We start from the raw sequence: 19,519 nt of genomic DNA on the forward strand, positions 1-19,519 counted from the left end.
AACGTTGTCGCGAAAGCGAAAGCGCTGCTGTAGTCCTTTCCCCCTTCCCGGGGGCGGCGCGGCACCGCCAGCGGGAAAAGAATCTGGCTTCACCGTAGACAACGCGGTTGCCAGAGTAAAAGCACTGTTGTTATTTTCGACCGTTAAAATCCGGCCCCTCATCGCTGTCTGGTGGGAGGGCCGTTATAATGTTGATTGTCTATTTCACATATATGTAACGTTGTGATTAACAAAACAGTATCAGACAGACATTTGTGGCATGTTTCTTAACTCGGACAACAGAGAAGGAATAACACCATGGCCACTGAGTATGTTGACTACCTGATCCTCGGCGACGAGCATCACGGCGAAATCCATCGGGATATTAAAAGCCACTCTCTGCGGGTCCGTTCGAAATACGCCGCCGGTTCCGGCAGGGGAGATGCTTCTGCTGCGCAGCCGAAAATGGCGAACTACAAAGTACATGAATATCCGGCGCAGGATGGACGATTTTATCTGGTGGCGACCAACTATTCGCTGGCCGATTTTGACGTTGAGGAAGCGCTAATAAAGTCGAGAATACATCCGCTGAGAAGCTAGCGGCGGTCCTCCCGAAGAGGCCGGGAAATGCTACCCGGCCTGTGAGATGATTAACGACCCGCTTTTAGCTTCTGATAATACTCTTCATAAAGCGTGCTGGCGCTGCCGACATCGTTCTGCCATTCGCCTTTCTGAATCGTCGCGGCGTCCGGGTAGAGTGATTTATCATTGGCGACCTCCGGGCTCAGCATTTTACGCGCGGCCAGGTTTGGCGTCGGGTAACCGATAGTTTCTGCAACCTGTTTGGCCACTTCCGGGCGCAGCAGGAAGTTGATCAGCTTCAGCGCGCCGTCGACGTTTTTGGCATTGGCCGGAATCGACAGGCTATCCATCCAGAAGATGCCGCCTTCTTTTGGCCACACGACTTCCAGCGGCGTACCGGCCTGACGCGCAACCCACGCGGAGCCATTCCACACCATGCCGAGATTTACCTCGCCTTCCATATACGGGTTCGCCGGGTTATCGGAGTTGAACGCCGCGACGTTCGGCATTAGTTTTTTCAGCTCGTTATAGGCCGCTTCAATCTCTTTCGGATCGGTAGTATTGCCGGAGTAGCCCAGTTTACGCAGCGCGACCTGGAACACTTCGCGCGCGTCGTCGGTCAGCAGCAGGCTGCTCTTATACTCTGGCTTCCATAGATCCGCCCAGCTGGTAACGGTTTTCGGATCGATCTCATCGCTATTGATTCCGATGGCCGTCGCGCCCCAGATGTACGGAATAGAGTAATCGTTATTCGGGTCGAACGGTTTATTGAGCATTTCAGGATCGAGATTGCCGAAGTTGCTCAGCTTGCTCTTATCGATCTTCTGCAGCATGCCCTCTTTACTCATTTTGTCGACAAAGTAGGTGGAAGGTACCACCAGATCATAAGCGCCGTCTTTATAGGTTTTGAGCTTGGCATACATGGTTTCGTTCGACTCGTAGGTCGAATAGATCACCTTGATGCCGGTCTCTTTGGTGAATTGCTCCAGCAGCCCCGGCGGGACATATTCGGTCCAGTTGTAGAAATAGAGCGTTTTACTATCGTCCGCGTGCGCGGCGCTCATCCCGATTGCCAGAGCGCCCGCAGCGAGCAGGTGGCGTGACCATTTTTTCATTTTAACGTCCCCTGAGTTTTATCACGTGCAATTATCTGGCTGGCAATGACCATCACCAGCGACAGAACCAACAGAATCGTCGCCAACGCATTGACCTCTGGCGATACCCCAACTTTGACCATCGAATAGATCTTCAGCGGCAGGATCTCATAGCCCGGCCCGGTTACAAACGAAGAGACCACCACATCATCCATCGACAGGGTGAAGCTCAGCAGCCACCCTGCAGCCACCGCGGGCAGCGCCAGCGGCAAAATGATCTTTCGCAGAATCGTCATTTCGCTGGCGCCGAGATCTTTCGCTGCTTCCAGCATCCGCACGTCAAAACCTTTCAGGCGCGAAAACACCGTGACCACCACGAAGGGCAGGCAAAAGGTGATGTGGGAAAACAGCAGCGACCAGAATCCCAGCTGAATACCGATCAGCATAAACAGCACCAGCAGCGAAATCGCCATCACGATATCCGGGGACATCATCACCACAAACAGCATCCCGCTGACGAACGGCTTGCCGCGAAAGCGATAGCGGTACAGCGCGACGGCGGTCAGCGATCCGATAAGCGTAGCGAAAGTCGCCGACAGCACCGCCATGGTCAGCGAGTGCTGCGCTGCCTGCAGCAGACTGTCGTTATTCATCAGCAGGCTATACCAGTTGGTGGTAAAACCCTGCCAGTTAATGCCGAAGCGCGAACTGTTAAACGAGTTAACGATCAGGATAATAATGGGAATGTAGAGATACGCGTAAATAGCGGTCATAAAGCCGCCGCGCAGCAGTCGACCGATCATTCCAGCTCCACCTTTTTATTCAGTAAACGCGCTGCGCGCCAGTAAATCAGCAGCATCAGGCCCATCACCAGCGTTAGCGTAATGCTGGTCGCCGCACCGAACGGCCAGTCGCGGATGTTGAGGAACTGGCTCTTAATGACGTTACCAATCAGTAGGTTTTTCGCGCCGCCCATCAGGTCAGACACGTAGAACAGCCCCATTGCCGGAAGCATCACCAGCAGGCAGCCGGCAATAATGCCCGGCATGGTCAGCGGAATGATGATGCGGATAAAGGTTTGTAGTTTATTGGCGCCGAGATCTTTCGCCGCTTCCAGCAGCGGACGATCGAGCTTTTCGATGCTGGAGTAGAGCGGCATCACCATAAACGGCAGCAGAATATAGACCAGGCCGATAATGACCGCCGATGGCGTATACATGATGCGCAGCGGCGTATCGATGACGCCCAGCCATAGTAAAAATTCGTTCAGATAGCCCTTGGTGCTGAGGAAAATTTTCAGTCCGTAGATACGAATCAGCGAATTGGTCCAGAACGGCACAATCAGCAGAAACAGCATCAGCGGGCGTACCTTCTCCGGCAGCCTTGCCAGAAACCAGGCGAAAGGGTAGCCGAGCGCCAGACAGGCCAGGGTCGCCATGAACGCCATATTCAACGAATGCAGCAGCACGTCATAGTAGAGCGGATCAAGCAGGCGCGCGTAGTTATCCAGCGTAAAGACCAGCTTGACGAAGTTGGTATCGTCGCGGGTCAGAAAGCTGGTGGCGATAATCATCAGGTTGGGCAGAAAGACAAACAGCACAAGCCAACCCACGATGGTGGCAATCACCACATTCTGGAATTTACTGGTGTTCTTCATCGGCCAGCACAACCTCCCAGCTTTCTACCCAGTTAATGGCCATTTTCTGGTCGAGAGAGTGGTCAAAATCAGGGTCGTCTTCATTGAAGAATTCGCTGACCATGACCATTTTGCCGTTTTCCAGTTCGACCACCGATTCCAGCGTCATTCCTTTATAGTTGCGTTCGCGGATATAGCCTATCAGGCCATCGGCTTCATTACTGTGGTGGATCTCATCAACGCGCAGGTCTTCCGGGCGCAGCAGCACGTTGAGCCGCTGGCCTTTTTCAACGGCGAAGTTGACGTAGATATTGCATTCGCGGCCTTCTACGCTGGCACGCACCCGCTGCTCGTCAATCCGCTCGATGACCGTGGCGTTGAAGATGTTGATTTCGCCAATAAAGCTGGCGACAAACAGGTTTTTCGGCTCTTCATAGATTTCGCGCGGCGTGCCGTCCTGCTCGATTTTGCCATCGCGCATCACCACGATACGGTCGGACATGGTCAGCGCCTCTTCCTGATCGTGGGTGACGAAGACGAAGGTGATGCCGAGTTTACGCTGCAGCGCCTTCAGCTCGTTCTGCATCTGTTTACGCAGTTTATAATCAAGCGCTGAGAGGGATTCATCCAGCAGCAACAGGCGCGGTTTGTTAACCACCGCGCGGGCAATCGCCACGCGCTGCTGCTGTCCGCCGGAAAGCTGATGCGGTTTGCGCTGGGCGAACTCTTCAAGCTGCACCATTCGCAGGGCGTCGTGGACGCGGGGAGCGATTTCCGCCGCCGGGGTTTTCTGCATCCGCAGGCCGAAGGCGACGTTCTCAAACACCGTCATGTGCGGAAAGAGCGCATAGCTTTGAAAGACGGTGTTCACGTGGCGGTTTTCCGCCGGAATATGGGTGATATCTTGATCTTCGAGATGGATTCGGCCGCTATCGACGGTTTCCAGTCCGGCGATAAGACGAAGAACGGTTGTTTTACCGCAGCCAGAGGGGCCAAGCAGGGTGAGAAACTCACCGTTGTTGATGGTCAGATTGAGGCCGGAGATTACCGTTTTACCATCAAAGCTTTTGCGAATTTCCGTCAGCTGAACTAGCGGAGAACGCGAACGCGGTTGTATATTCAATTTTTGACTCTGTCCCATGTAGACGCAGCGGAAAGCTTACCGATGCGGGGTTTGTGGTTAACCACCTTTGGGTTTGCACATAAAATAATAAGGCCGAGCATTCTACGGCAAACGCCTGTAATCGCCAATGATTGATGCGCCATGATGAGCTACCTTTACAACATTATCGTTCGAAATGTATTAAATTCTCATTTGCCGGGCTAAAAATGACCTGACGCAATATTTGTCTTTTCCGGCTTATCAATAATGTTGTCACAAAAGAAGAGGGTGGCTACATGGATAAATTGCTTGAGCGTTTTTTGCAGTACGTTTCTTTGGACACGCAGTCGAAGCCTGGCGTGCGGCAGGTACCGAGCACGGAAGGACAGTGGAAGCTGTTACGGCTGCTTCAGGCGCAGCTTGAAGAAATGGGACTCGTGAACGTGACGCTGAGTGAAAAAGGGACGGTCATGGGCACCCTGCCAGCTAACGTTGCGGGCGATATTCCGGCGATTGGCTTTATTTCCCACGTCGACACGTCGCCTGACTTCAGCGGCAAGAACGTCAATCCGCAGATCGTAGAAAACTATCGCGGCGGTGATATCGCACTCGGTATTGGCGATGAGGTGCTTTCGCCGGTGATGTTCCCGGTACTGCACCAGCTGCTGGGGCAGACGCTGATTACCACCGATGGTAAAACGCTGCTCGGCGCCGATGATAAAGCCGGTATCGCGGAGATCATGACCGCGCTGGCGACGTTGAAGGCGAAGGAGATTCCCCACGGCGATATCCGCGTGGCCTTTACGCCAGACGAAGAGGTGGGCAAAGGGGCGAAGCATTTCGATGTCGCCGCGTTTGATGCCCGCTGGGCCTATACCGTCGACGGCGGCGGCGTGGGCGAACTGGAGTTTGAGAATTTTAACGCCGCGTCGGTTACGATTAAGATCGTGGGCAATAATGTGCATCCCGGCACCGCGAAAGGGGTGATGGTCAATGCCCTGTCGCTGGCGGCGCGTATCCATGCCGAGGTGCCTGCTGACGAAGCGCCGGAAACCACCGAAGGCTATGAGGGCTTCTATCATCTGGCCAGTATCAAAGGCACGGTGGATCGCGCCGACATGCACTACATCATCCGCGACTTTGACCGTAAGCAGTTTGAAGCCCGCAAGCGCAAAATGATGGAGATCGCCAAAAAGGTCGGCAAAGGGCTGCATCCGGATTGTTATATTGAGCTGGTCATCGAAGACAGCTATTACAATATGCATGAGAAGGTGATGGCGCATCCGCACGTGGTGGAGATTGCCCGTCAGGCGATGGTGGATTGCCAAATCGATCCGCAGATGAAGCCGATTCGCGGCGGTACCGACGGCGCCCAGCTCTCCTTTATGGGTCTGCCGTGCCCGAACCTGTTTACCGGCGGCTATAACTACCACGGCAAGCATGAGTTTGTGACGCTCGAAGGCATGGAGAAGGCGGTGCAGGTGATTGTGCGCATCGCCGAGCTAACGGCAAAACGAGGCGCGTAACGTACAGGCCCGGTAAGGCGTTAGCCGCTACCGGGCGAACCGAAGACTTAGTCCTCAAAGAACCAGTAGCCGCTGTTGACCAGCGCGGCCAGCAGGGCGAGGAAGGAGGGATCTTCCAGCGCATCGCCAAGATGCTCTGCATTGAGCGTCAGGTGGGTTGCCAGCGCGTCCAGCGCCGGGCGGTGCGGAGAGTTAATTTTCTCGCCATTGACGAACACCTCACCATCAATTCGCAGCACGCGCAGGCCGCCGAGACGTGTCAGCTTATCCCCCTGCTGCAGGGCATCGTAAATCTCATCCGGCTGGTACGGCGGCTCCGGCGGCGCCACGTCCAGCTCGTGGCGGGACTGAGTAATAAATTCGCCAAACCACTGCTTAAAGTGCTCTGGCTGATTAATTAAACCCAGCATCATATCGCGCAGGCGGTCCAGCTCGACGGGCAGAATATCCGCAGGATGCTCGCGCGACGGCACGTCCGGGTCGGCGTAGCGCTGGCTGCCGAGTTCACGCTGCAGAATATAATCGGCAAAGCCGCTGAACAGCTCGCGGGCGTTAGGCGCGCGATAGCCGACCGAATAGTTGAGCGAGTTTTCCAGCGAGTAGCCTTCGTGCGGGAACCCCGGCGGGATATACAGAATATCGCCTGGCTCCATCTCTTCATCGATAATGGCTTCAAACGGGTCAACCTGCAGCAGGTCCGGGTGCGGACAATGTTGCTTCATCGGCACCTTTTCGCCCACGCGCCAGCGGCGGCGACCGGTACCCTGAATGATAAACACGTCGTATTGGTCGAGATGCGGGCCGACGCCGCCTCCCGGAACGGAAAACGAGATCATCAGATCGTCGATGCGCCAGTCGGGAAGGGCGCGGAACGGGTGCATCAGCGCCGCCGTCGGCTGGTGCCAGTTATTGACCGCCTGTACCAGCAGCGACCAGTTATTTTCGCTCAGATGGTCGTAGCTCTCAAACGGACCGTGGCTGACCTGCCATTTACCGTCCTGATGACTGACCAGGCGACTGTCGACTTCGCTCTCCATCGCCAGTCCGGCCAGCTCGTCCGGGCTTAACGGATCGACGAAATTAGCAAAGCCCCGTTTCAGCACTACCGGGCGTTTTTGCCAGTAGCGTTCGATAAAGTCGGGCCAGTTAAGCGTTAATTGATAATCCATATTTATATTCCACAGCAGGTGTCTGTCAGGGATTATAACGGATGCGGCACCAGCATGATGCAGGCGCCGTTAAAAAACCGACTGTTTTAGCTCTCTTTATCTTCCAGGGCCTGGCGGCCAAAAACAACTTCCATGCAGGCGCCGCCGAGCAGGCTCTCTTCGGCGAGAATTCGGCCATCGTACTGGGCAACGATATCTCGCGCGACGGAGAGCCCCACGCCCTGGCCGGGACGCAGCGTGTCGGCGCGCTGGCCGCGATCGAATACCGCGCTGCGCATCGTGTGGGGGATCCCGGGACCATCATCCTCTACAAGGATGTGTAAATGGTTGTCGTTGGTCTGACGGACGGAGACTTCGACAAATTCCAGACAGTATTTGCAGGCGTTATCAAGCACGTTGCCCATCACTTCCATAAAATCATTCTTTTCGCCGACAAAACTGATTTCCGGCGAAATATCCAGGCTAATATTCACGCCTTTGCGCTGGTAAACTTTATTCAGCGCCGAGGTCAGGCTATCGAGCAGCGGAGCGATGGGATGCAGCTCGCGACTCAGCAGCGACCCGCCGCTGCGCATGCTGGCACGGTGCAGGTAGTAGCCGATCTGCTGCGAGATACGGCTAATCTGCTCCAGCATTACCGGCTCTGCTTCGTTGACGCTGAGCTTCTCGCCGCGCATGGAGCGTAAGGTGCTCTGCATCACTGCGAGAGGCGTTTTCAGGCTATGGGTCAGGTCGGTCAGGGTAGTGCGGTATTTGTCATAACGCTCGCGTTCGCTTTTCAGCAAGCGGTTGAGGTTGCTGACCAGCCGCGTAAGCTCCCGGGTGGTGTTGGGATTGAGCAGTTCACGGTGATGCTCCTCCAGTTCGCGCACTTCTTTGGCCAGCGATTCAATAGGGCGCAAACTCCACCATGCCGCCACCCACAAAAGCGGGATCACCAGCAGCAGGTTGGCCGCCAGTACGTAGATAAACCAACTCCATACCATATACGAGCGCTTGAGCTCCACCGGTATGGTGTCGACAACCACGATGCTGAGCTGCGGCATGGTGCTGGTGGCCGGATAGATATTGATCGCCACCGAGTGGGTCATTTCGGAGCTGTCGTCCTCTTCCCGAATGGCATTCAGCTGCTGTTGGATCTCATGATTGTTGTGCTGCAGCATGCTGCTGCTGTCCACGTCGGCCTCAATTTCATGAAAGCCGTTGTTTTTGAGCCATTCCGGTTGGATACGCTTCACCAGCCAGGGAACATCGCGCTGCGCCCATAATAACCGACCGTGAGCGTCGTAAATCAGCGTCACCGTCGGACTTTGCATATTGAGGTTGTCGGGAATATCAACGTCGATGGCGTTGTTTTCCCACTTTGCCAGCATATAGAACAGGTTGCTCTCGCCGCGCAGCAGGCGGAAGGTGGTTTTATCAAAGCTTACGCTATAGCCGACCAGCGCGACCATGCCATAAGACAGCGACAGGATCAGCACCACGGCGGCCGTCGCCAGCAGAAAGCGGACGCGTAACGATAGCGGTAAAATATGCCGCAACAGCCCTTTCATCCGCGCAGTTCGAACAGATAGCCCTGGCCGCGCACGGTGGTAATCACATCCTGCGGATACTCAGCCTGGATTTTTTTACGCAATCGTCCCATCAGCACATCGATGGTATGGCTTTCGCGCAGCTCGGCGTCGGGATAGAGCTGCAGCATCAATGAATCTTTGCTGACTACTTTGCCCCGGTTACGGATCAGGGTTTCCATAATGGTGTATTCAAACGCCGTAAGCTTGATGGGCTGGTCATTAACCGACAGCTCGCGACGCGATAAATCTACCTGGAATGGCGGTATTGAGATCACCTGCGATGCGAGGCCGCTGTTGCGCCGCAGAAGCGCCTGCATACGCGCGGCGACCTCTTCGATGTGAAACGGCTTGGTGACGTAGTCATCCGCTCCGGCGCTCAGCACCTCGACTTTATCTTGCCAGCCTTCGCGCGCGGTGAGGACCAGAACCGGTACCGATACGTCGTGGCTGCGCCAGCGGCGAATCAGCGAGAGGCCGTCTTCATCCGGCAGGCCAAGATCGACAATGGCGATGTCCGGAACGTGTTCACCCAGATAGTAATCCGCTTCCTTTGCGTCTTCCGCCGCATCTACCTGATGGCCAAGCTCCTGTAGCTGAACTTTCAGGTGATGGCGCAGCAGAGCGTTATCCTCAACCACGAGTACGCGCATGCCCGTTCTCCATTTTATTTATGATTTGAATAGCTTAGCGCTAATTATACACCTTTAATATAAACAGCTGTTAAATAAAGAATTTTATTTAATTTTTTGTACCTTAGCCTCATGAAAATTCAACGGTAATCCGTCCTCGGCCATCGGCGTCATCACGGGAACCGGGCGCTGCGTACGTTTATCGATCAGTACCGAGTGGCGTTCGCCATCGGCAAAGAGATGCTGCTCTCCCCACTGGCGTAGCGCAACGACGACAGGGAACAAGCGCTGGCCTTTTTCCGTCAGTACGTATTCCTGATAGGCCGTGCCGTCTGAGGCGGATTGGGTAGTGAGAATACCCGAGTTTAGCAATTTGTGCAGACGGTCGGAGAGAATATTACGCGCTATACCAAGGCTTCGCTGGAAATCGCTGAAGCGACTGGTGCCATCAAAGGCATCGCGCACAATCAACAGCGACCAGCGGTCGCCGATAATATCCACACTTCGGGCGACGGGGCAGGTTGTGTTTTCCCTGTTTTCTGATGAGGACACAGGCGCTCCTGAGGAGATGGCAAACTAGTTGCATTTTAAAACTTCATGCTCCAGACTGCAATGAGTTTTGTTTTGAAACCAGAATGCTCCAGGGGGGAAGGATGAAAGCGACATTATTATCGCCATCGCCAGAGGGGCCGCCAACGGTCATGCCGCGTAGTCTGGTGCTGCTGTTTGCTATCGCCAGCGGCCTGAGCGTGGCAAATGTTTATTACGCACAACCGCTCCTTGATGCCCTGGCGCACGATTTTGCGATCGGCCACGCCGCGATCGGTGGCGCGATCGCGGCAACTCAGCTTGGCTGCGCGCTGGCTTTGTTATTGCTGGTACCGCTGGGAGACAGGCTGAATCGCCGCCGCCTGATGGCGACGCAGGTGATATTACTGATCGCTGCGCTATTTGCCGTCAGTCTGGCAACATCGACAGTAATGCTGTTAGCCAGCATGCTTGCCGTTGGTCTGCTGGGTACCGCCATGACGCAGGGGTTGATTGCTTATGCCGCAAGCGCGGCCGCCCCCTCTGAACAGGGCAGGGTAGTGGGCGCAGCGCAAAGCGGGGTCTTTATTGGATTGCTGCTGGCGCGGGTATTTTCGGGAAGCATCAGCGATCTGTTCGGCTGGCGTGGGGTATATATCTTTGCCGCTTTGCTAATGTTGGGCATCGCGCTTCCCCTGTGGCGTCGTCTGCCGGTACTGGCGGTTGCATCGCGCCCACTGAGCTATCCCCAGCTTCTGATATCCATGCTGGCGCTGCTGCGTCAGGAGAAAAACCTGCAGGTGCGAGGCATGCTGGCATTACTGATGTTTGCCGCGTTCAATATCTTCTGGAGCGCGTTAGTTTTGCCGTTAAGCGCGCCACCCTTTAGCTTTTCTCATACCGAGATTGGCGCCCTCGGCCTGGTGGGCGCGATCGGCGCACTGGCGGCAGGTCGCGCTGGTCAATGGGCCGACCGCGGATATGCCCAGCGCACCAGCGCCGCGGCCCTGGTGATATTGCTGATGGCGTGGTGGCCTTTATCACTGATGGCATGGTCGCCAGCGGCACTGCTGATTGGCATTGTCATGCTGGATCTCGGCGGCCAGGCGCTGCACGTCACTAATCAGAGCATGATTTTCCGTCGCCGTCCTGAGGCGCACAGCAGACTGGTCGGTTTGTATATGCTGTTTTATGCCCTCGGCAGCGCGCTGGGAGCGATAAGTACGACTGCGGTATATGCCAGCGCAGGATGGCAAGGCGTCTGCCTGCTGGGAGCATCAGTTAGCCTGCTGGCGCTGCTATTCTGGTTAATAACCCGGGGGATGACGACGAGCAGATGAGAGGGAGGAAAAATAACCCTCTTTCCCGGCGGAAAGAGGGTCGAAAGGCTTACTTCAGTTCGTCAACCATCGTGGTCGCGCGGCCGATGTAGTTAGCCGGGGTCATGGCTTTGAGGCGAACTTTTTCATCTTCCGGCAGCGCCAGGCTGTCAATAAACTGCTGCATGCCTTCGGCATCGACGCGCTTGCCGCGGGTCAGCTCTTTCAGCTTCTCGTACGGCTTCTCGATGCCGTAGCGACGCATGACGGTCTGGATCGGCTCGGCCAGAACTTCCCAGTTGTGGTCCAGCTCATCCAGCAGACGGTCTTGATTCAGCTCCAGCTTGCTCACGCCTTTCAGGGTTGACTGGTAGGCGATCAGCGCGTAGCCGATGCCCACGCCGAGGTTGCGCAGCACGGTGGAGTCGGTCAGATCACGCTGCCAGCGGGAAACCGGCAGTTTACTTGCCAGATGCTGCATAACCGCGTTGGCCAGACCGAGGTTGCCTTCGGAGTTCTCGAAGTCGATCGGGTTGACTTTATGCGGCATGGTTGAGGAGCCGATTTCGCCAGCAATGGTTTTCTGCTTGAAATGGTTGAGCGCGATGTAGCCCCACACGTCACGGTCGAAATCAATCAGGATGGTATTGAAGCGGGCGACGCAGTCGAACAGCTCGGCGATATAGTCGTGCGGCTCAATCTGGGTGGTGTACGGGTTCCACTGGATGCCCAGAGAAGTCACGAACTCTTCGCTAAACTGATGCCAGTCAACTTCCGGATAGGCAGCGATATGGGCGTTATAGTTACCCACCGCGCCGTTGATTTTGCCAAGGATTTCGATCTGGTTCAGCTGACGATACTGACGCTCCATACGGTAAGCGACGTTGGCCATCTCTTTACCCATGGTGGACGGCGTAGCCGGCTGACCGTGAGTACGGGAAAGCAGTGGGATATCGCGATACTGTACCGCCAGCTCTTTCACCGCGTCGATGAGCTTGCGCCAGTATGGCAGGATCACTTCGTCGCGAGCGGTTTTCAGCATCAGCGCGTGGGACAGATTGTTGATGTCCTCGGAGGTGCAGGCAAAGTGGATAAACTCGGAGACCGCGTGCAGTTCAGCCACGTCGGCGACTTTTTCCTTGAGGAAATACTCAACCGCTTTGACGTCGTGGTTGGTGGTGCGCTCGATAGTTTTGATGCGCTCTGCATCTTCTACGCTAAAATCGGCGACGATTTTATCAAGGTAACCGTTTGCGTGGGCAGCAAAAGCAGGAACTTCCTTGATCGCTGCGTGCGCGGCCAGTTTTTGCAACCAACGCACTTCTACCTGAACGCGGAATTTCAGCAAACCGAATTCGCTGAAGATACCGCGCAGCGCGCTGACTTTGTCGCCGTAGCGGCCGTCGACTGGGGAAACGGCGGTCAGTGAGGATAATTCCATAGATCACAACTCCGGGGTTAAATGAGCAAGAATTTGTTTGGCCTGGTTAACCAGACGATTACGAGAAAACATTAGCTGCAGACGGCCGCCGCCGACCTGGTGCCAGAGCACCGCAGAGCGAATACCCGCCAGCAGGGCAGAGCGAACCTTTGCCTGAACCTGAGGGCTTTGCAGCACGGCTGGAGAGCCGGTGACCTGAATACGCGGGCCCAGCGGGCTAATAACATCCACATAGATGCCCGCCATTGCGCTAAGCAGCGTCTCGGATTGCAGATCGAAATGTTCAAGCTGACGGCGCAGACCGCCGATACGGTTGCCGAGGGTATCCATGGCTCCTTTGCTGGCGGCAAGCTTACGTTCCAGCACCATCAGGCTTAAAGTATAGCGGGTGAGTTCGGCGTTCAGCCCCTGGCGACTGCTGGTATTCAGCACGCCGATGAGGGTTTCCAGCCCGAGGCGAAGATTGGCTTCACTACCACCGAACACCGCCAGCGTAGACTCCGGGTCGAGATCGATGATGCTGTTCAGCGACACATGCAGGGCGTCGCTATCGCAGTGCCCCTGGTGCGCCAGTTCCTGAACCAGACGCGCGGCCTGGCAAACGCCGGCCAGCGCCAGCGTAATGTCATAATAATTCTTCGCCACACATTCTCCTTGTAAACCGCCAAATACCCGGCTGGGGCCTTCAGCGGCTGATATGTCTGTCAGGCCTGCAGCGGCAAGCGCTGTTCGATAATCCCGCCGCCGAGGCATACTTCGCCGTTGTAGAAGACCGCAGACTGGCCCGGCGTGACGGCGGCTACAGGCTCATTAAAGATCACTTCAATGCGGTCATCATCCAGCGCTTTCACGGTGCAGGAGATGTCGGTCTGACGGTAACGGGTTTTTACCGTGCAGCGCAGCGTGCCCGTGAGCGGCTCGCGGTCAACCCAGTGCAGCTGTTGAGCAATCAACCCCACGGACATCAGGCGCGGATGGTCATGGCCCTGAGCGACAATCAAAATATTGTTTTCGACATCTTTGTCGACCACATACCACGGGTCTTCGCCGCCGTCTTTGATACCGCCGATGCCCAGACCTTTACGCTGCCCCAGCGTGTGGTACATCAGACCCTGATGCTCGCCAACTTCGTCGCCGTCAACGCTGATAATTTTACCCGGCTGAGCAGGCAGGTAGCGGCCCAGGAATTCGCGGAATTTGCGTTCGCCGATGAAACAGATACCGGTCGAGTCTTTTTTCTTCGCGGTGATGAGATCCAGCTCTTCGGCGATTTTACGCACCTGCGGCTTTTCCAGCTCCCCCACCGGGAACAGGCTTTGCGCGATCTGTTCGTGGCTCAAGGTATAGAGGAAGTAGCTCTGGTCTTTATTACCGTCGAGGCCGCGCAGCAGCTGGCTCTTGCCGTTGACGTCGGCCCGGCGCACGTAGTGGCCGGTGGCGATGTAATCAGCGCCGAGATCTTCTGCGGCAAATTCGAGGAAGGCTTTAAATTTAATTTCTTTATTGCACAGAATATCCGGGTTGGGCGTGCGTCCGGCTTTATACTCTGCAAGGAACAATTCAAACACGTTGTCCCAGTATTCTGCGGCAAAGTTGACGGTGTGAAGTTCAATCCCGAGCTTATCGCAAACGGCCTGCGCGTCGGCAAGATCCGCCGCTGCGGTGCAGTATTCCTCGCCGTCGTCTTCTTCCCAGTTCTTCATGAACAGGCCTTCCACCTTATACCCTTGCTGGAGCAGCAGGTAGGCGGAAACTGAGGAATCAACCCCGCCGGACATGCCGACGATCACTTTTTTCTGGCTTTCTGACATTGGATTACTCACTACATTGAACTTCGAGGCGGCGTATTCTAGCACGCGTCCTCCGTTGAGGCACCCCCTGTAAACGGCCAGTTAAATTCGCCGATGAGCGCCAGCGGGTAGCGCGGATCCTGCTGATAGCTGCGAATGCTCTCGGCAACCAGCTGCGAACGCAGGTTGCTCGCGCTAAGAATTTCCTCAGCGCTGAGCCACAGGCAGCGGTCGATATCGCTATCGTGGGGCTCGGTGGCGCACGTATCGTTAAGCTCGATGGTAAAGAGGAAACGCAAAAATGGCGTGCGATCCGGGGCTATCCACTGATGCAGGCGGAGAAAGTGCTGCGGCGTCGCGCGAATGCCGGTCTCTTCCCAAAGCTCGCGTTCTGCGGCCTGAACCAGGGTTTCATCGGCTTCGAGATGGCCTGCCGGCTGGTTCCATAACGCTTTACCGTTGATCGTCTCTTCAACAACCAGGAATTTGCCTTTAGCGTGAACCACGCAGGCGACGGTGACGTGCGGCTTAAACATTGTTTTTCCTTAGGCTACTGTTAATCAATTTTACGCCATTCGCCGTTGGCCAGACCATCCAGCGTATAGCCTCCCATCGCATAGCGAATCAGGCGCAGCGTGGGAAAGCCGACGTGGGCGGTCATCCGCCGCACCTGGCGATTGCGCCCTTCATAGAGGGTAATTTTGAGCCAGCTGGTAGGAATGGATTTACGCTCGCGGATCGGGGGATGACGCGGCCAGAGCCACTCTGGCTCCGCTACACGCTCCACTCCCGCTGGCAGAGTGGGGCCGTCATTAAGCGTGACGCCGTCGCGGAGCGCGGTCAGCGCATCCGCCGTGGGTTCACCTTCCACCTGAACGTAATAAACTTTACCGGTGCGCTTACCCGGTTGGGTGAGAGCCGCCTGCAGCGCGCCGTCGTTGGTCAGCACCAGCAGGCCTTCGCTATCGCGGTCCAGTCGACCGGCGGCATAGACGCCGGCAACCGGAATAAAATCTTTTAGCGTGCTGCGCCCGGCTTCATCGGTAAATTGCGGCAATACATCGTATGGTTTATTGAACAAGATCACAGTTTTTGGCTGGCGTTCTTTACGTTGTCTGGTGACTTGTTGCGTGCTGAATCGCTCAACGCGATGTTTTCTAAATGAAGTTTTTTGCATGGTATTTTCAGACTCTATCAATTGCCGCATTATAGCCTAATTACGAATGCCTTTCATGGACGCAAACATTCAGGTAGTATTGACATGCTCATTACAACTTATTAACAAAAAGGTTGCTCAAACCGATTCGCATTACAGGAAGGCGACACGGACGCGAAATCTCCGGTTAGCGGGATATTCCACTGACGGGAGTGGGCGAATAAAGCCAACGCCCGGCTAGCGTGAAGAGGGAAGAGCAGAACCAGAAGCGCTCGAAGGAGAGGTTAATGGAAAGCAAAGTAGTAGTTCCGGCGGAAGGTCAAAAAATCACCCTGCAAAACGGCAAGCTGAACGTCCCTAATAACCCGATTATCCCGTTCATCGAAGGCGATGGTATCGGTGTTGACGTCACTCCGGCGATGCTGAAAGTGGTTGATGCTGCCGTTGAGAAAGCCTATAAGGGCGAGCGTAAAATTTCCTGGATGGAAGTTTACACCGGTGAAAAATCGACCCAGGTTTATGGCCAGGATGTCTGGCTGCCTGCCGAAACTCTTGATCTGATTCGTGAATATCGTGTTGCTATCAAAGGCCCTCTGACTACGCCAGTCGGCGGCGGCATTCGTTCTCTGAACGTTGCCCTGCGTCAGGAACTGGATCTCTACGTTTGCCTGCGTCCGGTTCGATACTACCAGGGGACACCGAGCCCGGTTAAGCATCCTGAACTGACCGATATGGTTATCTTCCGCGAAAACTCCGAAGACATCTACGCCGGTATCGAGTGGAAAGCAGACTCTGCTGAAGCGGATAAAGTCATCAAATTCCTGCGTGATGAAATGGGCGTGAAGAAAATTCGCTTCCCGGAACATTGCGGCATCGGCATCAAGCCGTGCTCTGAAGAAGGCACCAAACGCCTGGTTCGCGCCGCCATCGAATACGCTATCACCAACGATCGCGATTCTCTGACCCTGGTGCACAAAGGCAACATCATGAAATTCACCGAGGGCGCGTTTAAAGACTGGGGCTACCAGCTGGCACGCGAAGAGTTCGGCGGTGAGCTGATTGACGGCGGCCCGTGGATGAAGATCAAAAATCCGAACACCGGGAAAGAGATTGTCGTTAAAGACGTTATCGCCGACGCCTTCCTGCAGCAGATCCTGCTGCGTCCGGCGGAGTACGATGTCATCGCCTGTATGAACCTGAACGGTGACTATATTTCTGACGCCCTGGCGGCGCAGGTTGGCGGTATCGGTATTGCCCCGGGTGCAAACATCGGTGACGAGTGCGCGCTGTTTGAAGCGACCCACGGTACTGCGCCGAAATATGCCGGCCAGGATAAAGTGAACCCAGGTTCCATTATCCTGTCCGCCGAAATGATGCTGCGCCACATGCAGTGGTTCGAAGCCGCAGACTTAATCGTTAAAGGCACTGAAGGCGCAATCGCCGCCAAGACCGTGACCTATGACTTTGAACGTCTGATGGAAGGCGCTAAGCTGCTGAAATGTTCAGAGTTTGGCGACGCGATTATCGCCAACATGTAATCCAGATTTTGGGTTAAACAAAACGGGAGCCGATGGGTTCCCGTTTTTTTTACTCTGCGGACTACGTCCGGGTTGGATCGCGTCGCCTACGCAGGGTTAAAAGGAAGGGTATAGCGGTCTTTCATCCAATTTTAAACAGCGGTAAAGCTTCTCTTCGCCGCTGTAGAGATAGCTAAATGCATCTGTTGACACCGAGTGGAAGAGAATATCCCCGTTGGCAAAGGGGATCAGTTCCATATCGCCTGAGCGTTTGTGCCCTGCGCCGGTCTCAAAATTATTCTGCCATTTTTCCTGGGTATGATCGTAAACATGCAAAATGACCTCCACGAGGCCTCTCTGCGGGCAATTGAGCCTTAAAAAGGTTGAAGAGTAATTAAGCGCAAAAGTCTGCAAGGGGATAAAAAGTAGGTAGAACAGCGTAAACCTTAAAAACATGAAAACGACATAGCCTTGTTCAAATCAGGCGATGAATTTTACTCAATGACGGAGTTATGACTTTGCCCTGGATCAAGCGGCTTACTTTTCAAGAGGATAGAAAATCCGGCGCGCCAAAGTTTGCTACGCTGTCCTGATGATTGCACTGGGCAAAAGGAGCGCACGGCTCCTTTTACATAACGGTGCGAATATCGACTCAATCCGCCTTCAACATCCCAAAGCTCACAATTCTTGACCGGCCCAACTCTTTTGCCCGGTAGAGCGCAGCGTCTGCCGCGCGCAGCAGGCTGTCGCTATGCGTGTGCTGCGGGTAGCTGGCGATGCCGATGGAGACGTTGATCTGACCAATCTCAGCAAGGCCATAGCGCAAAGTCAGGCGCTGAACGCTGTGATAGATCTCGGTCGCGCAGGCCATTGCCGCCTCTTCATGGGTTCCGCCCAGCAGCACCAGGAACTCTTCGCCTCCGTAGCGGAAGGCCATCCCGATATCACGCACCGCACGCTGTATAATTGCGGCGACGTTTTTAATGACCAGATCGCCCGCTTCGTGGCCGTAATTATCGTTAATTGCCTTGAAGTGATCGATATCGATCATCAGGCAGCTCAGCGGCGTACCGTTGCGAACCGCCAGATTCATTTGAGTATGCAGAACATCATCCAGATGGTGACGGTTGCGCAGGCCGGTTAATGAATCGAACAGCGCCTTTTCCAGCAGCGCGTTGCGTAAACGTTGATTCGCCAGCGCCAGACCCAGCGCTTCGGCCATCAGTTCAAGATAGGCGCGGGAAGGCGCGGTTGCGGCGGTGACGTTGCTGAAGGAGAGCAGGCCAATCGCTTCTCCTTGCGCAATCAGCGGCACGCATAGCGACTGATTGGCCTGTGGTTCAGTCAGGTGGTAACAGGCGATATCCGGCTCGCCGTTAACCGGAGGATGACTCAGCCCGCGCCGAACGGCCCAGCAGTTATCGGGATGAAAGACATCCGTTTCCTGCGGCGGAGAAAGCCACTGCGCAACGCAGCGCATCTGCCAGGGATCGGTGTCGAGGATATAGAGTCGGCCGGGGATCTGCGGGGCGATGCTGGGGGCAAAGCGCTCGGCCACCTTGATCACATCCTCGAATGATTCGCAGCCCTGCAGACGCTGGGTCATCCGCGCCAGCAGCTCGCGGACGGCCCAGTCGGCATCGCGCTCTTGTTCCAGCCGCTGCCGCGCCAGCCCGTTCTCGCGAAAGATACGAATCGCCTGGGCCATATCGCCAATTTCATCTATCTGGGTGAACTGCGGCGTCTCGACCGCATAATCCTGCGATGCCAGCCGCTGTACCACATCGCTCAGACGGACGACGGGATAGAGCACCCGCCGCTTAAGGATAAATCCCAGCACAAACAGAAACATCAGGGCGGTGAGGCCAACCATGACTTCAGAGAGCGTACGCCAGATACGTGATTTCTCCGTGGCCTGAGCGATGATTTTATTCACCCGGCCTTCGAGCAGCAGGCGAAAGTGGTCAAGCTGAGTTTGTACCCGCTCAAGCTCCTGTTCGTAGGCCGCGCCGTAAAGCAGGCTTACCGCCGCTTTTTCTTTCCCCCGGGCAACCTGCGCCAGCGCCGCCTGCTGCTCATCCTGGAGTTCATCGGCAATCTGTAAACCCTCCCGCAGCAGCGCCAGTTCTTCAGCGGTTGCGCCATTATCTTTGAGTTTAACCAGCCGGTGTTCAATGGCGGCAATGGTCTGCGCCTGCTGCCGGTATTCGCGTAGCACATCCTGATTTTTTTGGATGATATAGAGCCGCGCCAGATCGGAAAGCGCCCAGGCGCCGCTTTCGACTTCTTCACTCAACTGGTCGAACACCTGACGTTGTTCGACGGCGCGGCGTTCAGCATTATCCGCACTTGAGGCCATCAGCATTGCCATGCCTGAGGCGAGGGTCAGGGCGACGGTGATCCCGTAGGCCCAATTGGTCATGGTGGCGATTCTCACCGGATATATCCTTGCGTGCAGATGAATTAATTATATTTTT

19 protein-coding genes are annotated in these 19,519 nt (G+C 55.4%); 4 read left to right on the plus strand and 15 right to left on the minus strand.

Annotation, left to right across the window (positions count from 1 at the left end):
* Positions 1-297: 297 nt before the first annotated feature.
* Positions 298-579, plus strand: coding sequence for a hypothetical protein (locus HMPREF3178_RS08260; protein WP_004101168.1), 282 nt, complete (start codon positions 298-300; stop codon positions 577-579).
* A gap of 50 nt (positions 580-629) precedes the next feature.
* Here the strand turns inward: HMPREF3178_RS08260 and potD are convergent, their stop codons facing one another.
* From potD to potA, 4 genes are read right to left on the minus strand one after another with little or no spacing between them, the layout of a single operon-like run.
* Positions 630-1,676, minus strand: a complete 1,047-nt coding sequence (potD, locus tag HMPREF3178_RS08265; protein WP_017146111.1) for a spermidine/putrescine ABC transporter substrate-binding protein PotD — start codon at positions 1,674-1,676, stop codon at positions 630-632.
* Positions 1,673-2,458: a spermidine/putrescine ABC transporter permease PotC gene (gene potC, locus HMPREF3178_RS08270; RefSeq protein ID WP_004101171.1), complete on the minus strand. Its 786-nt coding sequence runs from the start codon at positions 2,456-2,458 to the stop codon at positions 1,673-1,675. Before potC ends, potD begins: the two co-directional genes overlap by 4 nt.
* Positions 2,455-3,312, minus strand: a complete 858-nt coding sequence (gene potB / locus HMPREF3178_RS08275) for a spermidine/putrescine ABC transporter permease PotB (protein ID WP_004101173.1) — start codon at positions 3,310-3,312, stop codon at positions 2,455-2,457. The genes potC and potB overlap by 4 nt, the downstream gene beginning before the upstream one ends.
* Positions 3,296-4,432, minus strand: coding sequence for a spermidine/putrescine ABC transporter ATP-binding protein PotA (gene potA, locus HMPREF3178_RS08280; RefSeq protein ID WP_004101175.1), 1,137 nt, complete (start codon positions 4,430-4,432; stop codon positions 3,296-3,298). The genes potB and potA overlap by 17 nt, the downstream gene beginning before the upstream one ends.
* A gap of 257 nt (positions 4,433-4,689) precedes the next feature.
* Between potA and pepT the strand changes: the two genes are divergently transcribed.
* Positions 4,690-5,919: a peptidase T gene (gene pepT / locus HMPREF3178_RS08285; protein ID WP_004101177.1), complete on the plus strand. Its 1,230-nt coding sequence runs from the start codon at positions 4,690-4,692 to the stop codon at positions 5,917-5,919.
* 47 nt (positions 5,920-5,966) lie between these two features.
* On the opposite strand, the gene HMPREF3178_RS08290 is transcribed toward pepT, so the two are convergent.
* The 4 genes from HMPREF3178_RS08290 to HMPREF3178_RS08305 all read right to left on the minus strand — a co-directional run bounded on the left by HMPREF3178_RS08290 (position 5,967) and on the right by HMPREF3178_RS08305 (position 9,843).
* Positions 5,967-7,088, minus strand: coding sequence for a ribosomal protein uL16 3-hydroxylase (locus HMPREF3178_RS08290; RefSeq protein WP_004101179.1), 1,122 nt, complete (start codon positions 7,086-7,088; stop codon positions 5,967-5,969).
* An 86-nt stretch (positions 7,089-7,174) separates the two neighbouring features.
* A complete protein-coding gene (gene phoQ / locus HMPREF3178_RS08295; RefSeq protein WP_017146110.1) occupies positions 7,175-8,641 on the minus strand; it encodes a two-component system sensor histidine kinase PhoQ in 1,467 nt (488 codons plus the stop codon).
* On the minus strand, positions 8,638-9,312 hold the full coding sequence (gene phoP, locus HMPREF3178_RS08300) for a two-component system response regulator PhoP (protein ID WP_004101181.1): 675 nt from the start codon (positions 9,310-9,312) through the stop codon (positions 8,638-8,640). Before phoP ends, phoQ begins: the two co-directional genes overlap by 4 nt.
* 84 nt (positions 9,313-9,396) lie before the next feature.
* Positions 9,397-9,843, minus strand: coding sequence for a winged helix-turn-helix transcriptional regulator (locus HMPREF3178_RS08305; protein ID WP_017146109.1), 447 nt, complete (start codon positions 9,841-9,843; stop codon positions 9,397-9,399).
* Between the two features lie 101 nt (positions 9,844-9,944).
* On the opposite strand from HMPREF3178_RS08305, the gene HMPREF3178_RS08310 reads away from it, so the two are divergent.
* Positions 9,945-11,159, plus strand: a complete 1,215-nt coding sequence (locus HMPREF3178_RS08310; protein WP_017146108.1) for an MFS transporter — start codon at positions 9,945-9,947, stop codon at positions 11,157-11,159.
* A 49-nt stretch (positions 11,160-11,208) separates the two neighbouring features.
* On the opposite strand, the gene purB is transcribed toward HMPREF3178_RS08310, so the two are convergent.
* The 5 genes from purB to rluE are packed head-to-tail and all read right to left on the minus strand — an operon-like array spanning position 11,209 to position 15,576.
* Positions 11,209-12,579, minus strand: a complete 1,371-nt coding sequence (purB, locus tag HMPREF3178_RS08315) for an adenylosuccinate lyase (RefSeq protein WP_004101184.1) — start codon at positions 12,577-12,579, stop codon at positions 11,209-11,211.
* A gap of 3 nt (positions 12,580-12,582) precedes the next feature.
* Positions 12,583-13,224 carry a high frequency lysogenization protein HflD gene (gene hflD, locus HMPREF3178_RS08320; protein ID WP_004101185.1) on the minus strand — a complete coding sequence of 214 codons (642 nt, stop codon included), beginning with the start codon at positions 13,222-13,224 and terminating at the stop codon, positions 12,583-12,585.
* Between the two features lie 59 nt (positions 13,225-13,283).
* Complete coding sequence (mnmA, locus tag HMPREF3178_RS08325) at positions 13,284-14,390, minus strand: tRNA 2-thiouridine(34) synthase MnmA (RefSeq protein WP_017146107.1); 1,107 nt, start codon at positions 14,388-14,390, stop codon at positions 13,284-13,286.
* A gap of 38 nt (positions 14,391-14,428) precedes the next feature.
* Positions 14,429-14,905: an NUDIX hydrolase gene (locus HMPREF3178_RS08330; RefSeq protein WP_004112222.1), complete on the minus strand. Its 477-nt coding sequence runs from the start codon at positions 14,903-14,905 to the stop codon at positions 14,429-14,431.
* A gap of 20 nt (positions 14,906-14,925) precedes the next feature.
* Positions 14,926-15,576, minus strand: coding sequence for a 23S rRNA pseudouridine(2457) synthase RluE (gene rluE, locus HMPREF3178_RS08335; RefSeq protein WP_023320724.1), 651 nt, complete (start codon positions 15,574-15,576; stop codon positions 14,926-14,928).
* 236 nt (positions 15,577-15,812) lie between these two features.
* On the opposite strand from rluE, the gene icd reads away from it, so the two are divergent.
* Entirely contained in the window at positions 15,813-17,063 is a 1,251-nt protein-coding gene (gene icd, locus HMPREF3178_RS08340; protein WP_004101197.1) for an NADP-dependent isocitrate dehydrogenase, read from the plus strand.
* 96 nt (positions 17,064-17,159) lie between these two features.
* Here icd and HMPREF3178_RS08345 read toward each other — a convergent pair whose 3' ends face one another.
* A complete protein-coding gene (locus HMPREF3178_RS08345; RefSeq protein WP_004101200.1) occupies positions 17,160-17,498 on the minus strand; it encodes a hypothetical protein in 339 nt (112 codons plus the stop codon).
* A 196-nt stretch (positions 17,499-17,694) separates the two neighbouring features.
* Positions 17,695-19,479, minus strand: coding sequence for a diguanylate cyclase (locus tag HMPREF3178_RS08350; protein ID WP_017146106.1), 1,785 nt, complete (start codon positions 19,477-19,479; stop codon positions 17,695-17,697).
* Between the last annotated feature and the right edge of the window lie 40 nt (positions 19,480-19,519).

The organism is Klebsiella sp. HMSC09D12, assembly GCF_001808475.1.
Taxonomy (GTDB): domain Bacteria; phylum Pseudomonadota; class Gammaproteobacteria; order Enterobacterales; family Enterobacteriaceae; genus Klebsiella; species Klebsiella oxytoca.